Genomic DNA, 25,918 nt, shown 5'->3' with positions numbered 1-25,918 from the left:
CGTCTTGAAGGAGGACAATTTGTCCAGAATAATTCCCGACCTCGTCGTCACGCCGCAGGAACTGCCCGCGAAGGTGGACGTCGTCATCATCGGTGGAGGCATTATCGGCGTATCGACGGCGCTCTCGCTGGTTGAGCGCGGCGTCAGCGTTGCCTTATGCGAGAAGGGATTGATCGGGGCGGAGCAGTCGTCGCGAAACTGGGGCTGGGTGCGCCAGATGGGGCGTGACCCCGCCGAGCTACCGCTTGCCATCGAGAGTCTTCGGCTCTGGCGCGGCATGAACGCGCGCATCGACGGCGAAACGGGTTTTCAACAGGCCGGCATCGCCTATCTCTGCGACACCGATGCCGACGTTGCGATGTATGAAGCGTGGTTGAAGCACGCCATTCCGCTTGGTCTCGATTCCCGCCTTGTGAGTGGCGAGGCGCTAGAGACCCTGATTCCCGGTGCGGCGAAGCCGTTCCGCGCGGCGTTGCACACGGCGAGCGATGGCAAGGCCGAGCCGTTCATTGCGGCCCCGGCGATTGCGCGAGGAGCGGCCGCCAAGGGCGCGCATATCCTCACCAATTGTGCGGTCCGTTCCATCGAGCGATCGGCGGGCCGGGTCAGCGGCTGCGTGACCGAACGCGGTGAGATCCGCTGTTCGTCTGTGGTTCTGGCGGGAGGAGCCTGGTCGCGCCTCTTCGCCGGCAATCTGGGCATCGATCTTCCCGTCCTGAAGATCCTTGGCAGCGTCGTCCGCCTGTCCTCGGTCGACGGCGTTCCGAATTTTGCCGTCGGTGCAGGCAACTTCGCTTTCCGTCGCCGTCTGGACGGCGGCTTTACCGTCGCCCAACGCAACGCAAACATAGCCCCGATCACGCCGGACAGCTTCCGCTTGTTCTGCGACTACACGCCGACGCTGATCAAGAGCTGGAATGAACTGACGCTTCGCGTCGGCGGCCAGTTCTTTCGTGAGTTGTCGATGGCTCGACGCTGGAATAGTGACGAGGTTACGCCTTTCGAGCAGGTCCGCATTCTCGATCCAGATCCGTCGTGGCGGTTCGCTCAGGGCGGCGTGAGCCATCTGCGCGAGGCCTTCCCGGCGTTCGGCGACGCAAGGATCACGAAGATGTGGGCTGGTCTCATGGACGTTACGCCCGATGCTGTACCGGTGATCGCGCCGGTCGGCTCTGTTCCGGGCTTCTATCTCGCGACAGGTTTCTCCGGTCACGGTTTCGGCATTGGCCCTGGTGCGGGCGCGCTGATGGCTGATCTGGTGATCGGATCGACACCCTGTGTCGATCCTGCCCCCTTCCGGATGGAACGCTTCAAGCGCCTGAAGAGAGCCGCCTGATTTTCCACACCCATTTGTATTTAGTCCACGTCGAACCTGACGCCCTGGGCGAGCGGCAGAGTGCGGCCAAAATTGATGGTGTTGGTGGCGCGGCGCATATAGGCCTTCCATGCATCCGACCCGGATTCGCGCCCGCCGCCGGTTTCCTTCTCGCCACCGAACGCACCGCCGATCTCGGCGCCCGAAGGGCCGATGTTCACATTGGCGATGCCGCAATCGGAGCCTCGCGCCGACAGGAAGGCTTCGGCTTCGCGCAGATCGTTGGTGAAGATCGACGATGACAGACCTTGCGGAACGGCATTGTGCAATTCGATCACCGCATCGAAGTCGCTGTACTTCATGACATAGAGGATCGGCGCAAAGGTCTCGCGCTCGACCGCTGCGGTCTGTCCGCCGATCTCGACCAGCGCCGGTCGTACATAGAACGCTGCGTCGGCACCGGCGACGGCGACGCGCTCGCCGCCGACGATGGCAGCACCCGAGGCCTTGGCTTCGCTGAGTGCACGCTGCATCGCTTCATAGGCGAGGCCGTCGATGAGAGGGCCGACCAGATTGCCGGTTAGGGGATTGCCGACCGATACGGACTGATAGACCTTCTTCAGCCGGGGCACGAAGCTGTCATAGACGCTCTCGTGAACGAACAGGCGTCGCAGCGTGGTGCAGCGCTGGCCGGCCGTCCCCATGGCCGCGAAGGCAACGCCCCGCAGCGTCAGGTCGAGATCGGCGGTCGGCGCGACCACCGCTGCATTGTTGCCGCCGAGCTCCAGTATGGCGCGGGCAAAGCGCTGCGCGAGCTTGGGAGCGACGGCGCGTCCCATCGCGGTCGAGCCGGTCGCCGAGACCAGGGGGACCCTGGCGTTGTTGACGAGAGCCTCGCCGATTTCACGTCCTCCGATCAGCACGGCCGACAGCCCCTCAGGCGCCGAGCCGCCGTCGGCCTTGAAGTGCTTCAATGCACGTCCGAACAGCGCGTCCGTCGCCAGCGCGGTGAGAGGAGTCTTCTCCGAGGGTTTCCAGACGATGCTGTTGCCGCAGACCAGTGCCAGCGCGGCATTCCAGGCCCAGACCGCAACCGGGAAATTGAACGCCGAGATGATTCCGGTGACGCCGAGCGGATGCCAGGTCTCCGCCATGCGGTGCTCGTGGCGTTCGGTGGCGATCGTCAGGCCGTAGAGCTGGCGGGAAAGCCCCACGGCGTAGTCGCAAATGTCGATCATCTCCTGGACTTCGCCGAGACCTTCCGACTCGATCTTGCCGGCCTCGATGGATACGAGCCGGCCGAGCGCGCGCTTGTTGGTGCGAAGCTCTTCGCCAAGGAGCCGAACGAGTTCGCCGCGCTTGGGGGCAGGGACAAGGCGCCATTGCAGGAACGCCGCGTGAGCCTTGTCGATGACGGAGGTCGCGCCGGCGGCATCGACTTCCCTGACATGGGCCACGGCCTCGCCGGTGATCGGGGTTTTCGCCACCAGCGTTCCATTGCCGTAGCTGGCGGGATCGACACCGAGTTCAACCAGCAGCGCGTCGACCTCGGCCTTGAGTGAGAGCTTTCCGGTCTGACTGGATAACGTGACGGACATGAGTGGCTCTTTCCGGGGGCTGGCGTTGTTTCAGAGGGGCTGGCTGTCAGCGATTGACCACGGCGCCGTCAGTGGATTCGTTCAACGGCGTCATGTCTCACCTCGTAGAAAGGACAATGATCAGGCGTTTTCAAACGATAGAAGCTCAACAAGTCATTCCAATGGCGAATGATAGGGAGTTAAGCGCAGAGGGGTGCGATAAGCCAGCGCACCCACCCCTGTCAGGGAGCAGCCATCAGCGGTCCGGCGCCGTTTCCAGGAGAAGCCATTCCCGGAAGGCAACAAGTGGCGGGTGGGCCGCGCGATCGGTCGGCCAGGCCAGATGGTAGGCCTCGGCGCTTTTCATTGGCAGATCGAGGGCGCGCACCAGCTTGCCGGTGCTCAGCTCCTCCTCGATCAGGAAGTCGGGAAGCAGGGCGATGCCGAGCCCGGAAATCGCCGCCTGCGATGCGGTGGCGAACTGATCCAGCAGCATGCCATGGACGGCATAGGCGTCGACGCCGTGCAGCGTCAGCCATTGCTCCCACGCGTCCGGACGCGTCGTCAAATGCAGGAGAGGGGCCTTCCGGAGATCGCTTGCTTCCTTGAAATCATATTGCCTTCGCAGTTCTGGGCTGCAGGCGGGGACCACGGTCTCCGACCGGAGCAGTGCCAGTTCGCCCCCCTGCCATTCCGGGCGCCCGAAATGGATCGCGGCGTCGACGGGCTCCAGCCTGAAGTCGAAGCTCGACAACCGCGTGACCAGATTGATGGTGATGCCGGGGTTGCCGGCGAGAAATTTGGGCAGTCGCGGCGCCAGCCATCGTGTGCCGAAGGTTGGAAGGATTGCGAGGGTCAGCGTGCCGCCGAACGGATTGGCGCGCAGATTGAGCGAGGCGGTGCTGATCTTTCGCAGCGCATCGCGTATCTCGCGGGCATAGGCGTCGCCACCCACGGTCAGGCGGATGGTCTGCCGCTCGCGATGAAACAGCTCGACCTCGAGCTGCTCCTCCAGAGCCTTGACCTGGCGGCTCACCGCGCTCTGCGTCAGCGACAGCTCCCTGGCTGCGGCTGTGATGCTCCCGGTCCGCGCCGCCGCTTCAAAGGCGGCCAGCAGGGGAAGCGAGGGTAAGAAACGACGGGGGCTTTGCACATCATTCTCCGACCGAATGAGGTCTTGACCAAACATGACTTGGCCCGGCGCAACTGGCAACGCTAGATTACCGCCCGGACCCGCAGTCCAGGTATTCGGCGCCCCTGCAATGGTCGGCATCTCACTTGCTGAATTGGAATGATCCAGTCAACGCGACTCGGACAACTCGACCCTGCGGGCGGTAACAGACGAGGACGTCGGAGCCGATGCTAGACAACGCCAGATCCCACGGTCTTTGGGAGTTGACCGCGCCACCGGCCCCGGAAACGAGCGGACTGAACGGATCGATCAGGGTCGACGCGGCCGTCGTCGGCGGCGGGTATACCGGTCTGTCGGCTGCGCTCCATCTCGCTGAGGCGGGCGCCAATGTCGCGCTGCTCGAGGCGGTGGAGATCGGCTTTGGCGGGGCCGGCCGGAACGTCGGCCTGGTCAATGCCGGTATGTGGGTGATGCCGGACGTCCTTGGCGATGTGCTCGGTGGCGATTACGGCGAGCGTCTGCTCGCATTGCTGGGCGACGCCCCGAAATTGGTGTTCGATCTGATCGAGCGCCACCGCATCGAATGCGAGGTGGAGCGTGCCGGCACGCTCCATTGCGCCGTCGGGCTCAAAGGGTTGAGGGAGCTGGAGCAGCGTGTGGCGCAGTGGAGCCGTCGCGGTGCGCCGGTCGAGTTGCTGAACGCTGCCGACACCGCCACGAAAATTGGCTCGTCGGCCTATGCAGGATCGTTGTGGGATCGGCGCGCGGGTACGATTCAGCCGCTGGCCTATGCACGGGGCCTCGCCTGCGCCGCCCTGAACGCCGGCGCCAAGATATTCACGCGCAGCGCGGTCACCTCGGCCGAGCAGATTGATGGAAAGTGGAAGCTGCACACTGCGGGCGGCCACGTCATCGCCGATCGCGTCATCGTGGCGACGGACGCCTATGCGACGGGGCCCTGGTCCGAAGTCAGAACGGAGCAGATCCATCTGCCCTATTTCAACTTCGCCACCCAGCCGTTGTCCGACAACGTTCGCGCATCCATTCTTCCCGAACGGCAAGGTGCCTGGGACACCAATGAGGTGCTGAGTTCGTTTCGCTTCGATCGCGCCGGCCGCCTCGTGTTCGGAAGTTGCGGCGCGCTCCGAGGGACGGGTGCTGCGGTTCATCGATCCTGGGCGCGACGGGCGCTCAAGAAGCTTTTCCCGCAAATCGGTGACGTCAGGTTCGAAGCGGAGTGGTACGGCCTGATCGGCATGACTGACGATCACCTGCCGCGCTTCCACAAGCTCGCTGAAAACGTGTTCGGCTTTAGCGGCTACAACGGGCGCGGCATTGCGCCCGGTACGACGTTCGGGCGTTTGCTCGCCCTCTACGCGCTCGGACAACTCGACGAGAAGGACCTGCCGCTTCCGGCATCGTCGCCGATCAAGCCCAATTTCCGGAGCGCGAGGACCGCGCTGTACGAGGTCGGGGCGCAGTTCGTCCATCTGATCGAGGCGCGGCTGTAGACCCGAAATTCAGAATTGCGGCAAAGTGATCCTATAGGAAATAAGTTGACGATAGGAAACTTTTGATCAAGGATGGGCCCGCGGTCTGGTCCAAGCGCGTTTCTCCAATCTGCGATCCAGGCGTCAGCAGGCAAAAGCATGACGGACAGCGCCGTTTACGCTCTGGAGACCCGCGGCCTGAGCCGCGAGTTCGGCGGCTTCTTCGCCGTCAACGGCGTCAACTTCCGCCTTGCCCGGAACAGCATGCACGCCGTGATCGGCCCCAACGGGGCCGGCAAGACCACCCTGTTCAACCTTCTGACGAAATTCCTTCCGCCTTCGGCCGGCACGATCCTGCACGATGGCCAGGACGTTACCCGCCTCAGCATGCCGGCGATGGCCAAGCGCAGCGTGGTGCGCTCCTTCCAGATCTCCGCGGTCTTCGCCGGACTGACCGTGCGCGAGAATATCGAGCTCACGCTGCTGCGCGAGCATGGTCTCGCCTGGAATCTGCTCGGCCGGATTTCGCATCATCGTGGCGTGCTGGAGCGCGCCGACGCGTTGCTCGAGCGCTTCGGCCTGTCCGATTATGCCGGGACGATGGCGGGCAGTCTTTCCTATGGCCGCAAGCGCGTGCTCGAACTGGCGACGACGCTCGCGCTGGAGCCCAGCGTGCTGCTGCTCGATGAACCGATGGCGGGCCTCGGTCATGAAGATATCGGGCGAGTGACGCAATTGATCCGCGAGGCCGGCAAGGGCCGCACGGTCTTGCTGGTCGAGCACAACATGAATGTGGTCGCCGAACTCGCCGACACCATCACCGTGATGGTGCGCGGCGAAGTGCTAGCGCAAGGAAGCTATGCCGAAGTGTCCTCGCGCGCCGACGTGATGGCTGCCTATACGGGGCAGGCACAATGAGTGAGAGCCTTGCGGTCGGCAACCTCCGGGCCTGGTACGGCGAGTCCAAAGTCCTGCATGGAATGGATTTCAGTGTCCGCACCGGCGAAGTGGTGACGCTGCTCGGCCGCAATGGTGCCGGAAAGACCACGACACTGAAGGCGATCATGGGGCTGCTGGACAAGCGCTCGGGCTCGATCGCGCTCGACGGTGACGAACTCATTGGCGCTGCGCCTTACGACATCGCGCGCAAGGGCATCGCCTTCTGCCCGGAGGAGCGCGGCATCTTCGCGAGCCTGAGCGTGCGCGAAAACCTGCTGCTGCCACCGAAGGTCGCGGCCGGCGGCATGACGATCGCGCAGATCCTCACGCTGTTTCCCAATCTGAAGGAGCGTCTCGACAGCCAGGGCACCAAGCTGTCCGGCGGCGAGCAGCAGATGCTGGCGCTCGGGCGCATTCTGCACACCGGCGCGCGCATCCTGCTGCTCGACGAGCCGACCGAGGGGCTCGCTCCCGTGATCATCCGCCAGATCGGCCGGACGATCACCGAACTGAAGGCGCTCGGCTTCACCATCCTGCTGGTCGAGCAGAATGTCGGCTTCGCCGCCGGCCTCGCCGACCGGCACTACATCGTGGAGCTCGGCCGCGTCGTCGAGGAAATTCCGGGCGCGGAGTTCGAAGGTAGATCGGGCGCGCTCAAGAGCTATCTCGGACTTTAAAGGGCATCATGACCACGATCCTCGGCGTCCCTTCCGCAGTCCTCTATGGCCAGCTCCTGCTCGGGCTCATCAACGGCGCCTTCTACGCCATGCTGAGCCTCGGGCTGGCGGTGATCTTCGGAATGATGAACATCGTGAACTTCGCACATGGTGCGCAGTACATGATCGGCGCGATGGGCGCGTGGCTTCTGCTCAATTATCTCGGCGTCGGCTATTGGTGGGCGCTGATCCTGGCGCCGCTCATCGTCGGTGCGATCAGCATCGTGATCGAGGTGTTGCTGCTGCGGCGCCTTTACAAGCTCGACCATCTCTACGGCATGCTGCTCACCTTCGGTCTCGCGCTGATGGTGCAGGGCGCCTTCAGCAACTGGTTCGGATCCTCCGGCCAGCCCTATACGATTCCAGAGGCGCTGACTGGAGGCCGCAATCTCGGCTTCATGTTCCTGCCGAACTACCGGGCCTGGGTGATCGTAACCTCTGTCGTGATCTGCCTCGGCACCTGGTACGTCATCGAGCGCACCAAGCTTGGCGCCTATCTGCGCGCGGCGACCGAAAACCCGATGCTGGTTCAAGCGTTCGGAATCCGCGTCCCGCGCATGATCACACTGACCTACGGCGCCGGTGTCGGGCTCGCCGCGCTGGCGGGCGTGCTGGCCGCGCCGGTCTACCAGGTCAGTCCTCTGATGGGCGCAGATCTCTTGATCGTCGTCTTTGCGGTGGTGGTGATCGGCGGCATGGGCTCGATCATGGGCGCGATCGTGACCGGATTCCTCGTTGGCATCATCGAGGGCCTGACCAAAGCCTTCTATCCCGAAGCCTCGACGACGGTTGTCTTTGTCGTCATGGCGGTGGTGCTGCTGATCCGTCCGGCGGGGTTGTTCGGCTCGAAGCTCGAGGCGGCGCAGGGCCAACCGCAGTCCGGCCTCTCGGCGACGGCGCCGTCAATGCGTACGCAGACGCTGATCTTCCTGGCTCTCGCCGGCTGCCTCGCGGCCGCGCCGCTCGTCGTCTATCCCGGCTTCATGATGAAGGCGATGATTTTCGCGTTGTTCGCCTGCGCCTTCAATCTGGTCGCCGGATACGGGCGCCTCGTCTCCTTCGGCCACTCGATGTTCCTGGGCTCGGCCGGCTATGTCTGCGGCCATGCCGCCAAGATCTGGGGGCTATCTCCCGAACTTGCGATCCTGGCCGGGACTGCAACGGCGGCCATGCTCGGCTTCGTCACCGGCTGGCTCGCTATTCGTCGCAGCGGCATCTACTTCGCGATGGTGACGCTTGCGTTCGCGCAGATGGTCTATTTCGTGGCGCTCCAGGCGCGCTTCACCGGCGGCGAGGACGGCTTACAGGCAATTCCGCGTGGCATGCTGTTCGGCCTGATCGACCTTTCGCAGCCGGCAAATCTCTACGGCTTCGTGCTGGTGATATTCCTCGGCGGGTTCTTCTTGATCATGCGGCTGGTGGGGTCGCCGTTCGGGCGCGTGTTGAAGGCAATCAGCGATCATGACGTGCGTGCCCAGTCGCTCGGCTTTGAAACCAATCGCTACAAGCTCGTGGCCTTTGTGCTCTCGGCGGCTCTGGCGGGGCTTGCGGGTTCGACCAAGGCGATCGTCAGCCAGCTCGCCAGCCTCACTGACGTGCACTGGTCGATGTCGGGCGAAGTGCTGCTGATGACGTTTCTCGGTGGCGTCGGCACGCTCTACGGCCCGCTCGTCGGCGCCTTCATCGTCGTCGCGATGCAGAACTATCTGGCGGCATTCGGGCAATGGGTCACCGTCATTCACGGCCTGATCTTCGTGCTCTGCGTGCTCGCCTTCCGGCGCGGCATCGTCGGCGAATTGATCGAGCTCGGGCATCGCCTGCGCCGGACACCGGCGGCGGCGCCCGCCGCGCTCCGCGAGGTGGCGGTCGCGCCACAGGAGTGAGCTGAGACATTTTGAACAAAGGCTTCGCCATCCGGCGGAGCAGGACAGGACCGGGCCAAGCCCGCTCGGAAGAGCGGATCTGATAACAGGGAATAGATCATGCAACAGACGTGTTCCAAACTCCTACGCGGGATCGCGGCCGCGCTTTGCCTCGGTTCGGTCGCCGTCGGCGGTCAGGCCGTGGCCCAGGTCAGCGACGATGTGGTCAAGATCGGCGTGCTGACCGACATGTCCGGCCAGTACTCCGACCTGAACGGGCCGGGCTCGCTCCTGGCGGCGCAGATGGCGGCGGCGGACTTCGGCGGCAAGGTTCTCGGCAAGCCCATCGAGATCATCGGCGCCGATCATCAGCAGAAGGCCGACATCGGCGTCGGCATCGCCCGGCGCTGGATCGAGAACGAGAAGGTCGATGCGATCTCGGACGTCACCAACAGCGCGATCGCGCTCGCGGTGCAGCAGTTGACGCGCGACACCAATCGTGTCGCGCTGTTCTCGTCTCCCGGCACGACGGATCTGACCGGCAAGCAGTGCTCGCCGACCGGCTTTCAGTGGGTCTACGACAATTATTCCAACGCGGTGGGACCGATGAAGGCCCTGATCGACAAGGGCAACGATACGTTCTTCATCATTACCGCCGACTTCGCGTTCGGGCATTCGCTCGAGAAGATCGCGAGCGAGGCGATCAAGGCGAACGGCGGCAAGGTTCTGGGCACTATCCGCCATCCTTTCGGCGCGAACGATCTCTCGGCGTTTCTGCTGCCGGCGCAGGCGTCGAAAGCCAAGGTCATTGTTCTCGCCACCGCCGGCAAGGACATGACGACCGCGATCAAGCAAGCCAATGAGTTCGGCATCATCGCGGGTGGCCAGGCCGTCTCCGCGCCGGTGGTGTTCATCACCGACGTCCACGCCCTCGGCCTGTCGACCGCTCAGGGGATCTCGTTCATCGAGGGCTTCTATTGGGACCAGAACGACGAGACGCGCGCTTTTGCCAAGCGCTTCTTCGAGGTGCGTAAGGTCATGCCGACCGCGCCGCAGGCCGGCGTCTATTCCTCGATCCGGCACTATCTCGAGGCGATCCAGGCCGCCGGCACCGATGAAGCCAAGGCTGTGGCTGCCAAGATGCGCGAGTTACCCGTGGACGACTTCTTCGCCAAGGGCGGCAAGGTGCGCGAGGATGGCCGCATGGTCCACGACATGCTGCTGGTCCAGGTCAAGAAACCTTCCGAATCGAAGCAGTCATGGGACTACTATAATGTCGTGGCCACCGTCCCTGGGGAGCAGGCCTTCCAGTCTCTTGCCCAGAGTGAATGCCCCCTCGTAAAGAAGTGAGGTAAAGCCCCGGCGGGCCGCGCCGCCGGGGCCGCACATACGCAATAAAAGGGAGAGAGCCGCGATGAAGAAGACTGCGACGCGACCGTCGCTGAGGGAGACCGCGGCCGCTGAGATCGTGCCCGCGCGTTTCTCGGCCGACGTCGCGCCGGCCGAGAGAAACGACGACCTCGGTCACAGACTGAAGCGCGCACGGACCGACAAGGGGTTGACCTTGAAAGAGGTGAGCGAGCGATCGGGGGTTGCGCGTTCGACCTTGTCGAAGATCGAGAACGGCCAGATGTCGCCGACCTATGACGTGCTTCAGAAGATCACGCGGGGGGTCGATCTCGACATCGTCGAGCTGTTCGACCAGCGTCGCCAGAGCGCGCCCTTTGGCCGCCGCAGCGTCACCCGAAACGGCGAGGGCAAGCCGCACCCGACCGACACCTACGACTACGAGGTGTTGGCGACCGACCTTTCGCAAAAACACATCCTGCCGTTCAAGGCGCGGATCAGGGCGCGCAGCCTGGACGATTTCCCCGGCTGGGTGCGTCACGAGGGCGAGGAGTTCTTGTGCGTTCTGTCCGGTACCGTCCGGGTGTTCACGGAATTCTATGCCCCCGTCACGCTCGAGGTAGGTGACAGCACCTATTTCGACAGCAAGATGGGCCACGCCATCGTGTCGTTGAGCAAGGAGGATGCCGAAGTCATCTGGATTTGCACCGGCATCAGCGCGCTTTCATGATTAGGACGGAATGATATCGATGATGCGCAGTTACTCCGCTGCCGACGTCCATGCCGCGCTTGCCTTTCCCAGGTTGATCGAGGCATTGCGTGAAGCTTTCAGGCGCGACGGCGAGCCGATGCCGTTGCGGCAGGCCTATGAGGTCGGCGTTGACGGTGCGCCCGCCAGTCTCCTGACGATGCCGGCCTGGATCCGCGGCGAAGCACTCGGCGTCAAGCTTGTCACGGTGTTTCCGCAGAATGCCGAACGCGGTCTCGGAGCGGTGTCGTCGCTCTATTTCCTGCTCGATGGCCAGACCGGCCAGCCGCGCGCCATGATCGACGGTGAAGCCCTGACCAACCGGCGCACTGCGGCCGCCTCGGCACTGGCATCCGACTATCTGTCGCGCGCCGACAGCCGCACGCTGCTTGTCGTCGGAACCGGCCATCTCGCACCTCACCTCGTCGCAGCCCACCGCGCCATACGGCCGATCGAGAAGGTGCTGGTCTGGGGACGCAATCCTCAGCGCGCGCTGGCCCTGGCCGATACGCTTGCCCGGCAGGGCGTCAACGCGGCCGGTGCGGCCGACCTTGCCGAGGCATTGCCGCAGGCTGACATCGTCACCTGCGCCACGACCTCGACCGAACCTCTCGTCAAAGGGGCAATGCTGCGGCCGGGAACCCATGTCGACCTCGTCGGTGCTTTCAGGCCGCAGATGCGCGAAAGCGACGATGAAGCCGTTTTGCGCAGCCGCGTCTTCGTCGATACCTATGCCGGCGCACTCGCCGAGGCGGGAGACCTGCTGCAACCCATCGCCGCCGGAAGCTGGAGCGCCGACAGCATCTGCGGCGATCTCCATGAACTGACGAATGGCACGAAGTCGGGTCGCCTTGACCGCAACGAGATCACCCTGTTCAAATCGGTCGGCGCGGCGATCGAGGATCTCGCGGCCGCGAGCCTGCTGGCCAATCCGAGTTCTCTCGTACGGTCTCCCGAGTGAGGGCGCGCGACAACGAAAGCCTGACGATGTCCGAGCAGGAAAAGCCTGGCTTCTGCACGCTGTGCCGCTCCCGCTGCGGCACCATCAACGTGGTCGAGAATGACAGGCTGGTCGCTGTGCGGCCGAATCCGGCTCATCCAACCGGCAAGGCGTTGTGTCCAAAGGGCAGGGCCGCTCCGGAGATCGCGCACTCAGCCCGGCGCCTGAAGACGCCGTTGCGCCGCACCGCGCCGAAGGGCGCCACCGATCCGGGCTTCGTGCCAATATCCTGGGACGAGGCACTGAGCGAGATCGCCGAGCGGCTTGGGCGCTACCGGGAGGAGACCGGGCCGGAATCGATCGCGTTCGCCGTGACGTCGGGGTCCTCGTCCTCGACATCCGACAGCCTGGACTGGATCCAGCGCTTCGTCCGTGGCTTCGGCAGCCCCAACAATTGTTTCTCCACCGAGATCTGCAACTGGCACAAGGACCACGCCCACGCCTTCACCTTCGGCTGTGGCCTGCCGACAGCGGACTATCGCAATTCCGAACTGATTCTGCTCTGGGGCCACAACCCCGCCAATGTCTGGCTGGCCCAGGCGGAGGCGATCAGCGCCGCGCGGGCGCGGGGCGCCAAGCTTGCGGTGATCGACCCGCGCCGGACCGGCTCGGCGCGCGACGCCGATCTGTGGCTGCGGATCCGCCCCGGCACCGATGCCGCGCTGGCGCTTGGCCTGGCACGCTGGTTGATCGTCAACCGCGCCTTCGACGCCGAGTTCGTACGGCACTGGACCAATGCTGCCTTCCTGGTCCGCAACAGCGATGGATGTTTTCTGCGCGCCGGCGATATTGGCCTGGCAGGTGACGGCTTCCTGGTCTGGGACAAGGCCGCAGGTCGTGCGGTGCTCGCCGCGGACGGGCTCGCTGCGGCTGCGCTCGAAGGAAGCTTCGAAGTCATCGGGCCCGACGGCCCCATCGCCTGCCGCACAGGTTTCGATCACTATGTCGCGGCGGCCGAGCCTTACGATCCCGCGATGGTCGAGCGCATCACCGGCATTCCGGCGGCGCAGGTCGAGCAACTCGCGGCCACGATCTCGGCTGCGGCATCGGTCTGTTATCACGGCTGGACCGGGCTCGGACAGCACACCAATGCCTCACAGACCGAACGCGCCGTCGCAACGCTCTATGCACTGACCGGCTGCTTCGATGCGCCGGGCGGCAATGTCCGGATGCCCAGCCTTCCGGTGCCCTCGTTGCATTCCATCGCGATGATCCCGCCGGAGACGAGAGCACGCACGCTCGGCCTCTCGGAGCGCCCGCTCGGCCCGCCGACCGACGGCTGGATCACCTCCAGCGATTTCTATGACGCGGCCCTGACCGGCAAGCCTTACCGCGTGCGCGCGCTGTTCGCGTTCGGCTCCAATCTTCTCGTGTCGCATCCGGCGCCAGAGCGTGGACGGAAGGCGCTGAAGGCGCTCGACTTCCAGGTCCATTGCGATCTGTTCCTGAACCCGACCGCCGAGATGGCCGACATCGTGCTGCCGGTCTCGAGTCCCTGGGAGCACGAGGCGCTGCGCCTGGGCTTCGAGATTTCGCCCGAGGCGCAGGAACTGGTGCAGCTGCGCCCGCAGATGATTCCGCGGCAGGGCGAGGCCCGTTCGGATATGTGGATCGTGTTCCAGCTCGCCAAACGGCTCGGCATGGGCGAGCTGTTCTTCGACGGCGATGTCGAGAAGGGGTTCGAGCATCTGCTCGCGCCGCTCGGACTCGACCTCGAAGCGCTACGGGCCAGGCCGGAGGGCATTCGCGTGCCGCTCGAGCATCTCCATCGCAAATACGAGACGACCGGATTCGCCACACAAACCGGCAAGGCCGAGCTCTATTCGGAACTGCTGCATCGCCATGGCTATCCCGCGGTACCGCTCTTCATCGAACCAGCCGAGCAGCGCGACGAGGCGTTTCCGCTGACGCTGTTCTCCGCCAATAGCGGCTATTTCTGCCATAGCCAGCATCGGGGCATCAATGCGCTGCGTCGCAAGCGCGTGGAGCCGACGGCAGCGATTCATCCTGAACTCGCCCGCCGCAGGCGTATCCAGGAAGGTGACTGGATGCGCGTGAGCAGCCGCATCGGCACGATCCGGATGCGGGCCACCTTTAATGATGCGCTCGCGCAGGATGTGGTGGCGAGCGATTATGGCTGGTGGCAGCCGGCGCCGGATCTTGGCCTTCCGGGCTATCGCCCGGACGAGACACAGCCTGTCGGCGCGAGCTTCAACGCCATCATCGCCGAAGATGGCCGCGATCCCTTGAGCGGCGCGCTGGCGCTGCGCTCTTTTGCCTGCGATGTCGCACCTGAGGTGAGTACGTCCTGGCAGGGCTGGCGGTCATTCGCCGTCGCGGAGCGTCGCGAGGAATGTTCCGATGTGGTCGGGCTGACATTGCGGCCCGTCGACGGTGGCTCACTTCCGGCTTTCCGGCCGGGCCAATATGTCAGCGTCCGGATGGGCGAGGCGATCCGCTCCTATTCGCTCACCGGAGCCGCGGTCGTGTCACCCGAGGCCTACGACATCGGCGTCAGGCACATCGAGGGCGGGCGGGTCTCGACGGCGATCGCGCATGCGCTCGCGCTTGGCGACGTCGTCGAATTACAGTCACCGAAAGGCGGTTTCGTCCTGCCGCTACGCAACGAATTTCCGGTCGTTCTGATCGCCGGCGGCATCGGCATCACACCATTCCTGTCCTATCTCGAAACGCTGGAGGGGGCCGCCGACGAGCCGCGCGTGACGCTGCATTATGGCTGCCGCGATGGCCTGAGCAGACCGTTCCAGCATCGGCTTGAAGCGCTGCGGCAGAGGCTGCCGAACCTGACCCTGGTCATGCATTTGAGTCGGCCGCGAAGCGGCGACCGGTTTGACCGGCAAGGTCGGTTCACCGTGTCGGATATCGATCCGGAATTGTTGCACAAGCGTGCGCGCTTCTACATGTGCGCATCCGATGCGATGATGGAAGAGGTGAGCGTAGGCCTCCAGGCGCGTGGCGTGCCTGCCTTCGAGATCTTCAGGGAACGTTTCCGTTCGCCCGCGCCATCCGCGCTCGATGACCTCGTGCCGCGTCAAATCCATTTCGCACGCTCTGGCCGCACGCTGACATGGTCGCCGCAGGCGCCGCTCACCAGCATCCTCGCGGCAGCCGAAGGCGCCGGGCTTACGCTTCCAAGCGGCTGCCGTGTCGGACAATGCGAAAGCTGTGCCGTGCCGATAAAGACCGGCGAGGTTCGTCATTTCGTCGATTGTGCGGAGTTGGATGAGGGGCATTGCCTGACATGCCAGGCCGTCCCACTTTCCGATCTTGTCATCGACGCATAACGGGGGCAGCGGAAGCTGGGTCCACTAGACTAGCGATCAGTCGCCTCACCACGCCTATCGTCCGGTCGGGCGCTACGGAGTCGAGCCGGGTGTTGCGCATCAAAAAAGTATCAGTTGCACATTGAAATCGTGGTGGCGTGCCCAAGTACCGGTCGTTACTCTCCCGGCAAGAGGAAGCGCTGAGCAAAATTCAGCCGATAAGGGAACAGGGGCGGATCATTGCAAGCCGCACCGGCCTGAAGGGAGGGGATATGGAACCGGACCTGGAAGTTGTCCAGATACGGCGCGGCGAGTCGTTCAAGGCGTGGTCGCACGGCTACCCATTCCACACGGTCCGCTGGCATTTCCATCCCGAATACGAGCTCCATCAGGTTGTGGCCACCAGCGGACGTTATTTCGTCGGCGACTTTATCGGCGAATTCGAGCCGGGTAATCTCGTTCTCACCGGCCCCAACCTGCCGCATAATTGGGTGAGCGATCTGCCGGCGGAGTGCACCATCCCGCTGCGCGGGCGCATCCTTCAGTTCAGCGAAGAATTCATCGGCGACCTGATGAAGGTCATGCCCGAGCTTTCGGGCCTTGCCGCGTTGCTGGAATTCTCCCGGCGCGGCGCGCTTTTCACCCGCAGCACGAGCGACGCGCTCGCCCCACTCATGGAGGAGATCGTGACGGCGAACGGCGTGCGCCGGATCGAGCTGTTCATGATGATCTTGGGGGTACTTGGTCGCGCCCGAAAGGCGCGTCCGCTCTCCAGCCCAAACTATCTGCCCGATCCGTCTGGCTACATGTCTGCGGGCATGAACAAGGCACTTGCCTTCATCCGCAAGAACCTGACGCAACCTTTCGGTGAAACGGAGCTCGCAGCGATCGCCGGTCAGTCGCAAAGCGCATTTTCGCGCTCGTTCCGCCGGCACACGGGCATGTCACTGGTGCAATACGTCAAACGGCTGCGCATCAATCTCGCCTGCCAGATCTTGATGAGCGACGAGCAGGCTTCCATCACCGACATCTGCTTCGAGGTCGGCTTCAACAATCTCTCCAATTTCAACCGTCAGTTTCTGGCCGAAAAAGGCATGCCGCCTTCGCGCTTCAGACGATTGTTGGCGCACAACATCGATGCGGCGCGCGCCGCCTAGCCGGGAGGAGCAAAGGAGGAGGACCATTGCGGAAGAATGACGCGGACATGCCGATGGCAGTCCGCGACAGGAATCGTCTGTCCAGGATTCTGCGCGGCTTCGGAGCACCGGCGCTCATTGCGCCGTCGGCGACGGAAGCAGCGAAGGCCTGTCTTCAAAGGATCAATGACGGCACTCTAACACCCAGTTCCGGAAAGGAAATCCGAAATGAAAAAGTTCGCTCCGAAAGATGCGGCCACAATTGCCTTGGCCTTGTCGCTGCTCGGCACAACCGTCCCGTTTTCGCAGGCCGCAGAGGTGAAGAACGCGACCGTTGCCTTCCTCATGCCGGACCAGGCCTCCACCCGCTACGAGCAACACGACTATCCGGGCTTTGCGGCAGAGATGAAGAAACTCTGCGACAGTTGCAAGGTGATCTACCAGAATGCCAGCGCAGATGCCGCACGGCAGCAACAGCAGTTCAATTCGGTGATTTCGCAGGGCGCCAAGGTGATCGTGCTCGACCCGGTCGACTCGACCGCCGCGGCCTCCCTGGTCAAGATGGCGCAGTCGCAGGGCATCAAGGTCATTGCCTATGACCGGCCGGTTCCCGACGCCAAGGTCGATTTCTACGTCTCCTTCGACAACGAAGCCATCGGGAAGGCCATCTCTGAATCGCTCATCAAGCATCTGAAGGCGGCCAAGATCACGGCGAAGGAGGGGGAGGGCGTGCTTGAAATCAATGGATCGCCGACCGATGCCGCTGCGGGACTCATCAAGAAGGGTATCCACGCAGGTCTTGATCAGAGCGGCTATCCAATTCTTGCCGAATACGACACGCCGGACTGGGCGCCGCCGAAGGCGCAGCAATGGGCGAGCGGCCAGGTCACCCGCTTCGGCAAGAAGATCCTCGGCGTAGTGGCCGCCAATGACGGCACGGGCGGTGGTGCAATTGCCGCCTTCAAGGCCGCAGGCGTCGATCCGGTACCGCCGGTTACGGGCAACGATGCGACGATTGCCGCGCTTCAGCTCGTCATCGCCGGCGATCAGTACAACACGATTTCCAAACCCAGCGAGATCGTGGCCGCTGCGGCTGCCCAAGCGGCGGTGAAATTCCTCTCCGGCGAGACGCCCAACGCGGAAACCACGCTCTTTAATGCGCCGTCGAAGCTGTTTGTGCCGGCGGTCGTCACCCAGGAAAACCTGAAGGCGGAGATCGTCGACAAGAAGATCCAGACGGCCGATCAGCTCTGTACGGGCCGATATGCCGCCGGCTGCAAGAAACTTGGCATAACACAGTAACTGCGTCTGTCCCGGCCGCTCCGGCGGCCGGGATGACCGACCAGGGCACGGGCTTGGAAATGACCACGATCTCGGATGTCGATCACCCGCAGGGCGGACTGCGCAAGCCTGTTCTCAGTCTTCGCGGAATTTCCAAGCATTTCGGCGCTGTGTCCGCCCTTACCGACGTCGATCTCGACGTGCATGCTGGCGAGGTCGTGGCGCTTGTGGGCGATAACGGCGCAGGAAAGTCGACGCTCGTGAAAATTCTTGCCGGCGTGCATCAGCCCACCTCTGGAACGATCGCCTTCGATGGCGAACATGTTGTCCTATCCGATCCGGCCGCGGCGCTCGGTCTCGGTATCGCCACCGTATTCCAGGACCTGGCGCTCTGCGAGAATCTTGATGTAGTCGCAAATATCTTCCTCGGCCGTGAACTCAATCCAATGCGGCTCGACGAGGTTTCCATGGAGCTCCGCGCCTGGACGTTGCTCAGCGAACTGTCGGCGCGGATCCCGAGCGTGCGTGAGCCCGTTGCGTCGCTCTCCGGCGGACAGCGCCAGACCGTGGCGATCGCGCGTTCACTGCTAACCGAGCCGAAGCTCATCCTGCTCGACGAGCCGACCGCCGCACTTGGCGTTGCCCAAACCGCCGAGGTGCTCGACCTCGTCGAGCGCGTTCGCGCCCGCGGCCTCGGCGTCATCATGATCAGCCACAACATGGAGGACGTACGCGCGGTCGCCGACCGGATCGTGGTGCTGCGCCTCGGCCGCAACAACGGCGAATTCGAACCCGACGCCTCCAACCAGGACCTCGTCACTGCAATTACCGGCGCGGACGAAAACTCGGTCTCGCGCCGCGCCAGCCGGCGTCGCGCCCATCAATCGCCGGAGCAGCGGCGATGACCGGCGACACGCAACGGGTTTCGACGGCGCGGCCGCTCGACCGCAATGACGAGCGGGTCAAGCACACGGACACACCTGGGACCATGTTCAGCGCCTTTGTGGACCGCGTGCGGTCGGGCGACCTCGGCTCGCTGCCGGTGGTCGTCGGGCTCATCGTCATCTGCACGGCATTCGAGAGTCTCAACCCCGTTTTTCTGGCGCCGAACAATCTGGTCAATTTGCTGTTCGATTGTTCGACGGTGGGGGTCATCTCGCTGGGCATCGTCTGTATCCTGATGGTCGGCGAAATCGACCTCTCGGTTGGTTCGGTGAGCGGGTTCTCTTCGGCGCTTGTGGGCGTGCTTTGGGTCGATCAGGATTGGCCGGTGGCCGTCGCGATCGTCACGGCGTTGGTACTGGGCGCCGCCATCGGTGCGCTCTACGCGTTTCTGTTCAATCGTTTGGGGATGCCGAGCTTCGTCTCGACGCTGGCGGGCCTGCTGGCGTGGCTCGGCCTGCAATTGTATCTGCTCGGTTCTTCAGGCTCGATCAATCTTCCCTACGGATCGCCGCTGGTCAATTTCGGGCAGATGCTCGTCATGCCGCCGATCGTATCCTATGTGCTGGCGGCGGCCGCGAGCCTGGTTGTGTTCGTGACCGGCTACCGGACGGCCGCACGCCGGCGGCAGGCTGGGCTATCGGCCAGTTCGTCTGGCCGCATGGTGCTGAAGGCGCTGCTGGTTACCATCGTACTCGAATTCATCGTCTATTATCTCAACCTCGGGCGCGGCGTTCCGTGGATGTTCGGTCTGTTCGTCGGCCTGTGCGTGGTCATGAACTACGCGTTGACGCGGACCAAATGGGGCCGCTCGATGTCTGCGGTCGGCGGCAATCGCGAGGCGGCCCGTCGGGCGGGCATTAACGTTCGCCGGGTCTATTCGACCGCGTTCATGCTGTGCTCCACGCTGGCAGCCGCTGGCGGCATTCTTGCCGCAGCGCGGCTGGCATCTTCCAGCCAGCAGGCCGGGACCGGGGATGTCAACCTCAACGCGATCGCAGCCGCGGTCATCGGCGGCACGAGCCTATTTGGCGGCCGCGGCAGCGCCTATTCTGCACTCCTCGGCATCATCGTCATCCAGTCCATCGCGAGCGGCCTCACGCTGCTCGATCTCTCCTCGTCGCTACGGTACATGATCACGGGCGCGGTACTTGCCATTGCGGTCATCGTCGATTCGCTGGCACGGCGCTCACGCCTGTCCCATGGCCGAGCTTGAATAACTCTCACAAGAAGGACCAGCCGTGGCCCAGGAACTTGCAGGAAAAGTCGCCGCGATCACCGGCGCCGCGTCGGGCATCGGTCTCGAATGCGCCAGAACGTTGATCGGGGCGGGCGCGCGGGTGGTGCTGATCGATCGGGCAGAGGAGGCGCTGAGCAGCGCTAGCGTCGAGCTGGGCGACCAGGCGATTCCGTTACGTATCGACCTCACCGATCCCGAAAGCATGGGAACCATGATGTCGCAGGTGCTGGAGAAGGCAGGTCAACTGGACATCTTCCATGCGAATGCAGGCGCCTATGTCGGCGGCGAGGTGCTTGGCGGCGACCCCGATGCCTGGGACCGCATGCTCAACCTGAACGTCAATGCGCTCTTCCGGTCGATCCATGCGGTGCTGCCGCACATGGTCGAGCGCAAGAGCGGCGACATCATCGTCACCAGTTCGATCGCAGGTCTTGTCCCTGTCGTCTGGGAGCCGATCTATACTGCCTCCAAGCACGCTGTGCAGGCATTCGTGCACACCGTACGCCGACAGGTCGCCAAATATGGCTTGCGTGTCGGCGCCGTTGCGCCAGGTCCGGTTGTGACCGCGCTCATCAAAGACTGGCCCAAAGAGAAGATCGAGGAAGAAATGGCGGCCGGCGGCTTGATGCAGCCGGTGGAAGTCGCGCAGGCGGTGCTGTTCATGTTGACGCGTCCGAGAAACGTCACCATCCGCGACCTCGTCATTCTGCCGCAGAGCAACGATCTATAGCATCTTCCGATCGGCGATCTGGATGTGGCCTCATGACCAAAGAATTCGCTGACCGCTATTTTCTTGGCGTCGATGTCGGCACGGGCAGCGCAAGAGCCGGAGTGTTCGATCGCTCGGGCAGACTCATTGCGAGTGATCGAGCTCCTGTTGCACTTTGGCAGGAGGCCGGAGACATCGTCGAGCAGTCGAGCGAGGATATCTGGCATGCCGTATGCCGCAGCGTGCGTGGCGCGGTGGGGCAGGCCGGCATCGCGCCGGATAGCATCGCCGGCATCGGCTTTGACGCGACCTGCTCGCTGGTGGTGCTGGGCGAGGGGGGCGAGCCACTGCCCGTCGGCCCATCCGGCGATCCTGCTCGCAACGTCATCGTCTGGATGGATCACCGTGCAGCCGATCAGGCCCGCCGGATCAACCAGACAGGCGAGAAAGTCCTTGAGTATGCCGGCGGAACCATCTCACCCGAGATGGAGACACCAAAACTGTTGTGGCTCGCCGAAAACATGCCCGAGACGTTTTCCCGTGCGTGGCAGTTCATGGACTTGACTGACTTTCTGACTTGGCGTGCGACTGGGAGCCTGTCTCGCTCCATTTGTACCGTGACGTGCAAGTGGACCTATCTGGGCCACGAAAACCGCTGGGATGGCAATTTTTTCCGGTCGGTTGGCCTCGGTGTGCTGGCGGACGAGCAGTTCAGCAGGATCGGCACCGAGATCGTACCCGGCGGAACAAGACTGGCGGCGGGTCTGACTGCGGAGGCAGCGGCTGATGTCGGTCTCACGGCCGGAATGCCCGTTGCCGCAGGCCTCATCGATGCACACGCCGGCGGTGTTGGTACGGTGGGCGCACGCGGTACGGCCGGCACGGTGCTCACGCGCATGGCGTATGTCTTCGGAACGTCCGCCTGTACCATGTCAACCACGACGCAACCGTCCTTCGTTCCTGGTGTTTGGGGACCCTATTTCTCCGCCATGGTGCCGGGGCTTTGGCTCAACGAAGGTGGGCAGTCGGCTGCCGGCGCTGCGATTGAGCATCTGTTGCAGATGCATCCGCATTCCGCGCAGGCGACACATGCTGCACGTCAGAAGCAGCAGACGCTTGCCGATTGGCTTGCCGCTGAAGTCGAATCACGCGGCGGTGCCGACATGATTCCGGAATTGGTCGGCGAGCTTCATGTCGTCCCCGAATTCCTTGGCAATCGCGCGCCGTTCGCGGATCCTGACGCGCGTGCACTGATTGCCGGGCTTGACATGCGCGCGGATCTAGAGAGCCTGCTGGCGCTTTACCTTGCAGGATTGTGCGGTCTTGGTTACGGGGCCCGGCAGATCGTTCGGGCCCAGCAGGAAAAGGGCATCGAGGTTGATACGATCGTGGTCAGCGGCGGCGCCGCAAAGAGTCGCCTCGTGCGACAGGTGCTCGCCGATACGACGGGTTTGACGGTCGCCGCGTCGGCATCTCCGGAGGCCGTCCTTCTCGGCTCCGCGATGCTTGGATCAGTTGCTTCGGGTGACCATGCCAGTCTCGGCGAGGCGATGCAGGCGATGTCGGTTTTGGGAGAAGTCCATCAGCCCCAGGCGACTTTGGCAGACTGGAGCGATCGGCGCTTCGGAGCCTTTGAGGCCCTGCAGAAAGTCGGCCGGGCCATTAGAAGCGCTTCTTAACTCCCTTCACCAACTCGACCGCGTCCAAAGCATGGTCACGCCGCGCTACCGCCTGGTGCGGGACCGCTCCGCCCCGCCGCGACCGGCATTCACGTCGCGGGAAAATGCGCCGTTTCCCGACTGCCTGTCGTAGGGGATGACTCCCCCTTTCATCATCTCGACACATATGTCATGATAGAAATACAAATGTATAAGTCGGGACTTCAGGGAGGGCTGCCCATGGGTAGGAAAGTCGCATTCATTGCGGCCTTGTTCGGCGCGTTGGCATTCGCCGGTCCGGCACATGCGCGGGTCGAGGTGCAGTGGTGGCACGCCATGAGCGGCGTCCTGGCCGATCGGCTCAATGAGCTCGTCGAGAAGTTCAACACGTCGCAGGACAAGTACACAGTCGTCGCGGTCGCCAAGGGCAACTACGATGAGGTGACCAACGGGGTGATCGCCGCCTACCGCGCGAAGCGGCCGCCGGAAATGGTGCAGATTGCCGAGCGCGGCTACATGACGATGCTGCTCTCGGGCGCCATTGTTCCGGTGCAGGACCTGGTGGAGCAGAAGGACTACAAGATCGACTTTTCAGACTTCATCAAGCCAGTGGCAAGCTTCTGGAGCTACAAGGGGCGGATGTCGGCAATGCCCTTCAACTCGTCGACGCCGATCTTCTGGTACAACAAGGACCACTTCCAGAAGGCCGGCTTCGACAAGCCGGCCGATACCTGGCAGGAGCTGGAGAGCCAGCTTTACACCATCAAGTCCAAAGGGATCAGCGAATGCGGCACGGTGCTGCCCGGCGATTTCTACTGGAGCCTTCTCGAGAACTACAGCGCCATCAACAACCAGCCTTACGGGACGCTCGCAAACGGCTTTGACGGGCTCGGTACCGAGTTCGTCTACAACAAGACGAAGGTGGTCTCGCAAGTCGCGCGATTGAAGAAGTGGCTTAATGACGGTGTGATGCAGATCGCGGGCCAGGGCTTCAGCCCCGAGCAGTTGTTCACGTCGGGACGGTGCTCGACCTTCGTCAATTCGACCGCATCGCACGGCAATATCGAGCGCAATGCGACCATCAGTTGGAGCGCCACCTTCCTGCCGCACGAGAGCGACATCAATCCGCCTCTCAACAGCACCATCGGCGGCGCAGCCATCTGGGTCATGAAGGGGCATACCCAGGAGCGGTATGACGCCGTCGCGGCCTTTCTGAACTTCCTCGCCCAGCCGGAGACCCAGGTGTGGTGGCATGGCGCGACCGGCTACGTTCCCGCAACCAACCGTGCCTATGCGCTTGCGCGGGAGCGTGGCTACTACAAGGATCATCCAACCAGAGAGATTGCCGTTCTACAGCTTTCACGTGGTACGCCGAACGAGAACTCGCGCGGCTTCCGCTTCGGCAATTTCGTGCAGACGATGCTGGCCCAGCGCCAGGAGGTGGAGGCAGTCTTTGCCGGCCAGAAACAGCCACAGCAGGCGATGGATGATGCGGTCAAGCGGGGCAACGAGATCTTGCGGCAATTCGAAAAGCTCAATGCCGGGAAGACACCGGAAACCGAGCGTCCATGACGTTGCGCCTGTCCATCCCATGGCGTGATACGCGCGCACCCGTGCTTCAGAGAAGGCACGGGGGCCACCAGTCCAAGGCCGGGACGGGCGCGGCGGCCGGCGGATCCCGAACGTCTGGAAAGGTGCGTCGGCGCGAGCAAGAGGCCGGCCTTAAGCGAGCCAATTTCGGCGACGGCCCCGGCCTGCCGACGCTGCTGTTGCTGCCGCAATTGCTGATCCTGCTGTTCTTCTTCTTCATCCCGTCGCTGCGGGCGCTGATGCAATCCGTCCTGCTCAGCGATCCCTTTGGGAACAACGTCCAGTTCGTGTGGTTCGACAATTTCAAGGCACTGTTCGCGAGCGGCGAGTACCGCCAGTCGATCGCGGTGACGTTCTGGTTCACGGTGGCGCAGAATGTGCTCACGTTGGGGAGTGCGCTCGTCCTTGCCTTTGCCACTGACAGGATTGTGCGCGGCCGTTCGGTCTATCGCACCATCATCCTGTTGCCCTACGCAATTGCGCCCGCGATCGCTGGCATCCTGTGGGCCTTCCTGTTCAATCCGGCGGTCGGCCCGCTCGCGCAGGTGCTGCACGGGTTCGGCATTGCATGGGACCCCAACCTCAATCCGACCGATGCGCTGATCCTGGTGACGCTCGCCGCGTCATGGAAGCACGTCTGCTACGACTATATCTTTCTGGTCGTGGGCTTGCTCGCGGTGCCGGTGTCGCTGATGGAGACTGCCGCGGTGGATGGCGCCGGTCCGATCCGCCGCTTCGTCTCGATCGCGCTGCCGATGCTCGGGCCCACCATCTTCTTCCTCACCGTGATGAACTTCATCTATGGCTTCTTCGAAACCTTCGCCATCATCGATGCAGTCACAAAAGGCGGTCCGGCCGGTGCAACCAACATTCTGGTCTACAAGGTCTTCGTCGATGGCTTCGTCAATCTCGACCTCGGCTCTTCGGCCGCGCAATCGGTTCTTTTGATGAGCTTCGCGCTGATCTGCACGCTGCTGCAATTCCGCTACTTCGACCGCAAGGTCAATTACGGAGTCTAGCCGAATGGTGGAGCGCTCGCCGATCCTCAACATGGTCTGTCACGTGATCCTGATTGGCGGCGCGCTGACCGTCTGCGTACCCCTGTATTTCGCGTTCGTGGCGGGCTCGCTCACGGTGGCCGAGGTTCAGAAGGTGCCGCTGCCATGGCTCCCGGGTGGCCAGTTCCTCGACAACCTGCAACTGGCCTGGAGCAAGGGCAATTTCAGCCGCACCTTCACCAATTCGATCGTCGTGGCGCTCGGCATCACCGCGGGCAAGATCGCGGTATCGCTGCTCTCGGCGTTCGCGATCACCTACTTCCGGTTCCGCTACCGGATGCTCGCGTTCTGGCTCATCTTCGTCTCGCTGATGCTGCCGATCGAGGTTCGGATCGTGCCGACTTTCGAGGCCGTGGCCAATGCGGCGCTGCTGCTGCAATGGCTTGCCGACATTCTGCATCTGGCGGACCTGTGGGGCTGGATCAGCGGTCACGAGGTCGCGATCACGCTCGAATGGAACATGGTCAACACCTATCCCGGGTTGATCCTGCCGCTGATCGCCTCGGCCACCGCCACTTTCCTGTTTCGCCAGTTCTTCCTGACGGTCCCGGACGAGCTGTGCGAGGCGGCGAGGCTGGACGGCGCATCGCCGCTGCATTTCTTCTGGAGCATCCTGTTGCCGCTGTCCGTGCCGAACATGGTGGCGCTCGCCATCATCCTGTTCCTGTTCGGGTGGAATCAATATCTCTGGCCGCTGCTGTTCACGACCGATAAGGATATGGCAACGGCCGTCATTGCACTGAAGGGCCTGATCCCCCGCTCCGACAGCGAGCCGGCCTGGAATATCGCCATGAGCGGCGCGCTCCTCACGATGTTGCCGCCGGCGCTGGTCGTCCTGCTGTTGCAGCGCTGGTTCATCAAGGGTCTTATCGACAGTAGCAAGTAGGAATTGAT

20 protein-coding genes and 1 pseudogene are annotated in these 25,918 nt (G+C 63.4%); 19 read left to right on the top strand and 2 right to left on the bottom strand.

All coding sequences use genetic code 11. The annotated features are described in order from the left end of the window. Positions 1 to 19 precede the first annotated feature (19 nt). A complete protein-coding gene (locus tag BM118_RS33485; protein WP_092191595.1) occupies positions 20 to 1,336 on the top strand; it encodes an NAD(P)/FAD-dependent oxidoreductase in 1,317 nt (438 codons plus the stop codon). 20 nt (positions 1,337 to 1,356) lie between these two features. Here BM118_RS33485 and amaB read toward each other — a convergent pair whose 3' ends face one another. Together amaB and BM118_RS33475 are read right to left on the bottom strand one after the other, a co-directional pair. Beyond that, entirely contained in the window at positions 1,357 to 2,913 is a 1,557-nt protein-coding gene (gene amaB, locus BM118_RS33480) for an L-piperidine-6-carboxylate dehydrogenase (RefSeq protein WP_092191316.1), read from the bottom strand. Between the two features lie 235 nt (positions 2,914 to 3,148). Then, a complete protein-coding gene (locus BM118_RS33475) occupies positions 3,149 to 4,081 on the bottom strand; it encodes a LysR family transcriptional regulator (protein ID WP_210189073.1) in 933 nt (310 codons plus the stop codon). Between the two features lie 170 nt (positions 4,082 to 4,251). On the opposite strand from BM118_RS33475, the gene BM118_RS33470 reads away from it, so the two are divergent. From BM118_RS33470 to BM118_RS33390, 18 genes and pseudogenes are all read left to right on the top strand, one after another. Beyond that, a complete protein-coding gene (locus BM118_RS33470; protein WP_092191312.1) occupies positions 4,252 to 5,535 on the top strand; it encodes an NAD(P)/FAD-dependent oxidoreductase in 1,284 nt (427 codons plus the stop codon). 138 nt (positions 5,536 to 5,673) lie between these two features. Then, positions 5,674 to 6,432: an ABC transporter ATP-binding protein gene (locus BM118_RS33465; RefSeq protein WP_092191310.1), complete on the top strand. Its 759-nt coding sequence runs from the start codon at positions 5,674 to 5,676 to the stop codon at positions 6,430 to 6,432. Continuing rightward, a complete protein-coding gene (locus BM118_RS33460; protein WP_092191309.1) occupies positions 6,429 to 7,130 on the top strand; it encodes an ABC transporter ATP-binding protein in 702 nt (233 codons plus the stop codon). Before BM118_RS33465 ends, BM118_RS33460 begins: the two co-directional genes overlap by 4 nt. Positions 7,131 to 7,138: 8 nt before the next feature. Then, positions 7,139 to 8,014: pseudogene (locus BM118_RS42690) on the top strand (branched-chain amino acid ABC transporter permease); the annotation flags it as partial. A gap of 60 nt (positions 8,015 to 8,074) precedes the next feature. Continuing rightward, on the top strand, positions 8,075 to 9,052 hold the full coding sequence (locus tag BM118_RS42685; RefSeq protein ID WP_349529717.1) for a branched-chain amino acid ABC transporter permease: 978 nt from the start codon (positions 8,075 to 8,077) through the stop codon (positions 9,050 to 9,052). Between the two features lie 99 nt (positions 9,053 to 9,151). Further along, a complete protein-coding gene (locus BM118_RS33450) occupies positions 9,152 to 10,381 on the top strand; it encodes an ABC transporter substrate-binding protein (RefSeq protein ID WP_092191305.1) in 1,230 nt (409 codons plus the stop codon). A 64-nt stretch (positions 10,382 to 10,445) separates the two neighbouring features. Further along, positions 10,446 to 11,108: a helix-turn-helix domain-containing protein gene (locus BM118_RS33445; RefSeq protein WP_092191303.1), complete on the top strand. Its 663-nt coding sequence runs from the start codon at positions 10,446 to 10,448 to the stop codon at positions 11,106 to 11,108. A gap of 19 nt (positions 11,109 to 11,127) precedes the next feature. Beyond that, positions 11,128 to 12,087 (top strand): bifunctional Delta(1)-pyrroline-2-carboxylate/Delta(1)-piperideine-2-carboxylate reductase, encoded by a 960-nt coding sequence (locus BM118_RS33440; RefSeq protein ID WP_349529666.1) that lies wholly within the window; start codon positions 11,128 to 11,130, stop codon positions 12,085 to 12,087. A gap of 26 nt (positions 12,088 to 12,113) precedes the next feature. Continuing rightward, a complete protein-coding gene (locus BM118_RS33435; protein WP_092191591.1) occupies positions 12,114 to 15,431 on the top strand; it encodes a molybdopterin-dependent oxidoreductase in 3,318 nt (1,105 codons plus the stop codon). 251 nt (positions 15,432 to 15,682) lie between these two features. Beyond that, the gene (locus BM118_RS33430) at positions 15,683 to 16,567 is read left to right on the top strand and encodes an AraC family transcriptional regulator (RefSeq protein ID WP_092191301.1); all 885 of its coding nucleotides are present in this window, start codon (positions 15,683 to 15,685) and stop codon (positions 16,565 to 16,567) included. Positions 16,568 to 16,774: 207 nt separating this feature from the next. Next, positions 16,775 to 17,848 carry an ABC transporter substrate-binding protein gene (locus BM118_RS33425; RefSeq protein WP_092191299.1) on the top strand — a complete coding sequence of 358 codons (1,074 nt, stop codon included), beginning with the start codon at positions 16,775 to 16,777 and terminating at the stop codon, positions 17,846 to 17,848. 59 nt (positions 17,849 to 17,907) lie between these two features. Next, on the top strand, positions 17,908 to 18,732 hold the full coding sequence (locus BM118_RS33420) for an ATP-binding cassette domain-containing protein (protein ID WP_092191297.1): 825 nt from the start codon (positions 17,908 to 17,910) through the stop codon (positions 18,730 to 18,732). Continuing rightward, the gene (locus tag BM118_RS33415) at positions 18,729 to 19,985 is read left to right on the top strand and encodes a sugar ABC transporter permease (protein ID WP_092191295.1); all 1,257 of its coding nucleotides are present in this window, start codon (positions 18,729 to 18,731) and stop codon (positions 19,983 to 19,985) included. Before BM118_RS33420 ends, BM118_RS33415 begins: the two co-directional genes overlap by 4 nt. 25 nt (positions 19,986 to 20,010) lie before the next feature. Continuing rightward, entirely contained in the window at positions 20,011 to 20,739 is a 729-nt protein-coding gene (locus tag BM118_RS33410; protein ID WP_092191293.1) for an SDR family oxidoreductase, read from the top strand. 32 nt (positions 20,740 to 20,771) lie between these two features. Then, positions 20,772 to 22,397 carry an FGGY-family carbohydrate kinase gene (locus BM118_RS33405; protein WP_092191291.1) on the top strand — a complete coding sequence of 542 codons (1,626 nt, stop codon included), beginning with the start codon at positions 20,772 to 20,774 and terminating at the stop codon, positions 22,395 to 22,397. 219 nt (positions 22,398 to 22,616) lie between these two features. After that, positions 22,617 to 23,948 (top strand): extracellular solute-binding protein, encoded by a 1,332-nt coding sequence (locus BM118_RS33400; RefSeq protein WP_092191289.1) that lies wholly within the window; start codon positions 22,617 to 22,619, stop codon positions 23,946 to 23,948. Between the two features lie 122 nt (positions 23,949 to 24,070). Then, the gene (locus tag BM118_RS33395; protein WP_244550294.1) at positions 24,071 to 24,985 is read left to right on the top strand and encodes an ABC transporter permease subunit; all 915 of its coding nucleotides are present in this window, start codon (positions 24,071 to 24,073) and stop codon (positions 24,983 to 24,985) included. A gap of 4 nt (positions 24,986 to 24,989) precedes the next feature. Then, the gene (locus tag BM118_RS33390; RefSeq protein ID WP_092191285.1) at positions 24,990 to 25,910 is read left to right on the top strand and encodes an ABC transporter permease subunit; all 921 of its coding nucleotides are present in this window, start codon (positions 24,990 to 24,992) and stop codon (positions 25,908 to 25,910) included. The last annotated feature ends 8 nt before the right edge of the window (positions 25,911 to 25,918 follow it).

The sequence above is a fragment of the Bradyrhizobium sp. cf659 genome, assembly GCF_900113725.1.
Lineage (GTDB): Bacteria > Pseudomonadota > Alphaproteobacteria > Rhizobiales > Xanthobacteraceae > Bradyrhizobium.
This window is presented reverse-complemented; position numbering and strand designations above follow the sequence as displayed.

Bases quoted from the DNA above. Each gene is read 5' to 3' on its own strand.
- amaB (WP_092191316.1), bottom strand. From the start codon at position 2,913: ATGTCCGTCACGTTATCCAGTCAGACCGGAAAGCTCTCACTCAAGGCC.
- BM118_RS33475 (WP_210189073.1), bottom strand. From the start codon at position 4,081: ATGTTTGGTCAAGACCTCATTCGGTCGGAGAATGATGTGCAAAGCCCC.
- BM118_RS33470 (WP_092191312.1), top strand. From the start codon at position 4,252: ATGCTAGACAACGCCAGATCCCACGGTCTTTGGGAGTTGACCGCGCCA.
- BM118_RS33465 (WP_092191310.1), top strand. From the start codon at position 5,674: ATGACGGACAGCGCCGTTTACGCTCTGGAGACCCGCGGCCTGAGCCGC.
- BM118_RS33460 (WP_092191309.1), top strand. From the start codon at position 6,429: ATGAGTGAGAGCCTTGCGGTCGGCAACCTCCGGGCCTGGTACGGCGAG.
- BM118_RS42685 (WP_349529717.1), top strand. From the start codon at position 8,075: ATGCGTACGCAGACGCTGATCTTCCTGGCTCTCGCCGGCTGCCTCGCG.
- BM118_RS33450 (WP_092191305.1), top strand. From the start codon at position 9,152: ATGCAACAGACGTGTTCCAAACTCCTACGCGGGATCGCGGCCGCGCTT.
- BM118_RS33445 (WP_092191303.1), top strand. From the start codon at position 10,446: ATGAAGAAGACTGCGACGCGACCGTCGCTGAGGGAGACCGCGGCCGCT.
- BM118_RS33440 (WP_349529666.1), top strand. From the start codon at position 11,128: ATGATGCGCAGTTACTCCGCTGCCGACGTCCATGCCGCGCTTGCCTTT.
- BM118_RS33435 (WP_092191591.1), top strand. From the start codon at position 12,114: ATGTCCGAGCAGGAAAAGCCTGGCTTCTGCACGCTGTGCCGCTCCCGC.
- BM118_RS33430 (WP_092191301.1), top strand. From the start codon at position 15,683: ATGGAACCGGACCTGGAAGTTGTCCAGATACGGCGCGGCGAGTCGTTC.
- BM118_RS33425 (WP_092191299.1), top strand. From the start codon at position 16,775: ATGAAAAAGTTCGCTCCGAAAGATGCGGCCACAATTGCCTTGGCCTTG.
- BM118_RS33420 (WP_092191297.1), top strand. From the start codon at position 17,908: ATGACCACGATCTCGGATGTCGATCACCCGCAGGGCGGACTGCGCAAG.
- BM118_RS33415 (WP_092191295.1), top strand. From the start codon at position 18,729: ATGACCGGCGACACGCAACGGGTTTCGACGGCGCGGCCGCTCGACCGC.
- BM118_RS33405 (WP_092191291.1), top strand. From the start codon at position 20,772: ATGACCAAAGAATTCGCTGACCGCTATTTTCTTGGCGTCGATGTCGGC.
- BM118_RS33400 (WP_092191289.1), top strand. From the start codon at position 22,617: ATGGGTAGGAAAGTCGCATTCATTGCGGCCTTGTTCGGCGCGTTGGCA.
- BM118_RS33390 (WP_092191285.1), top strand. From the start codon at position 24,990: ATGGTGGAGCGCTCGCCGATCCTCAACATGGTCTGTCACGTGATCCTG.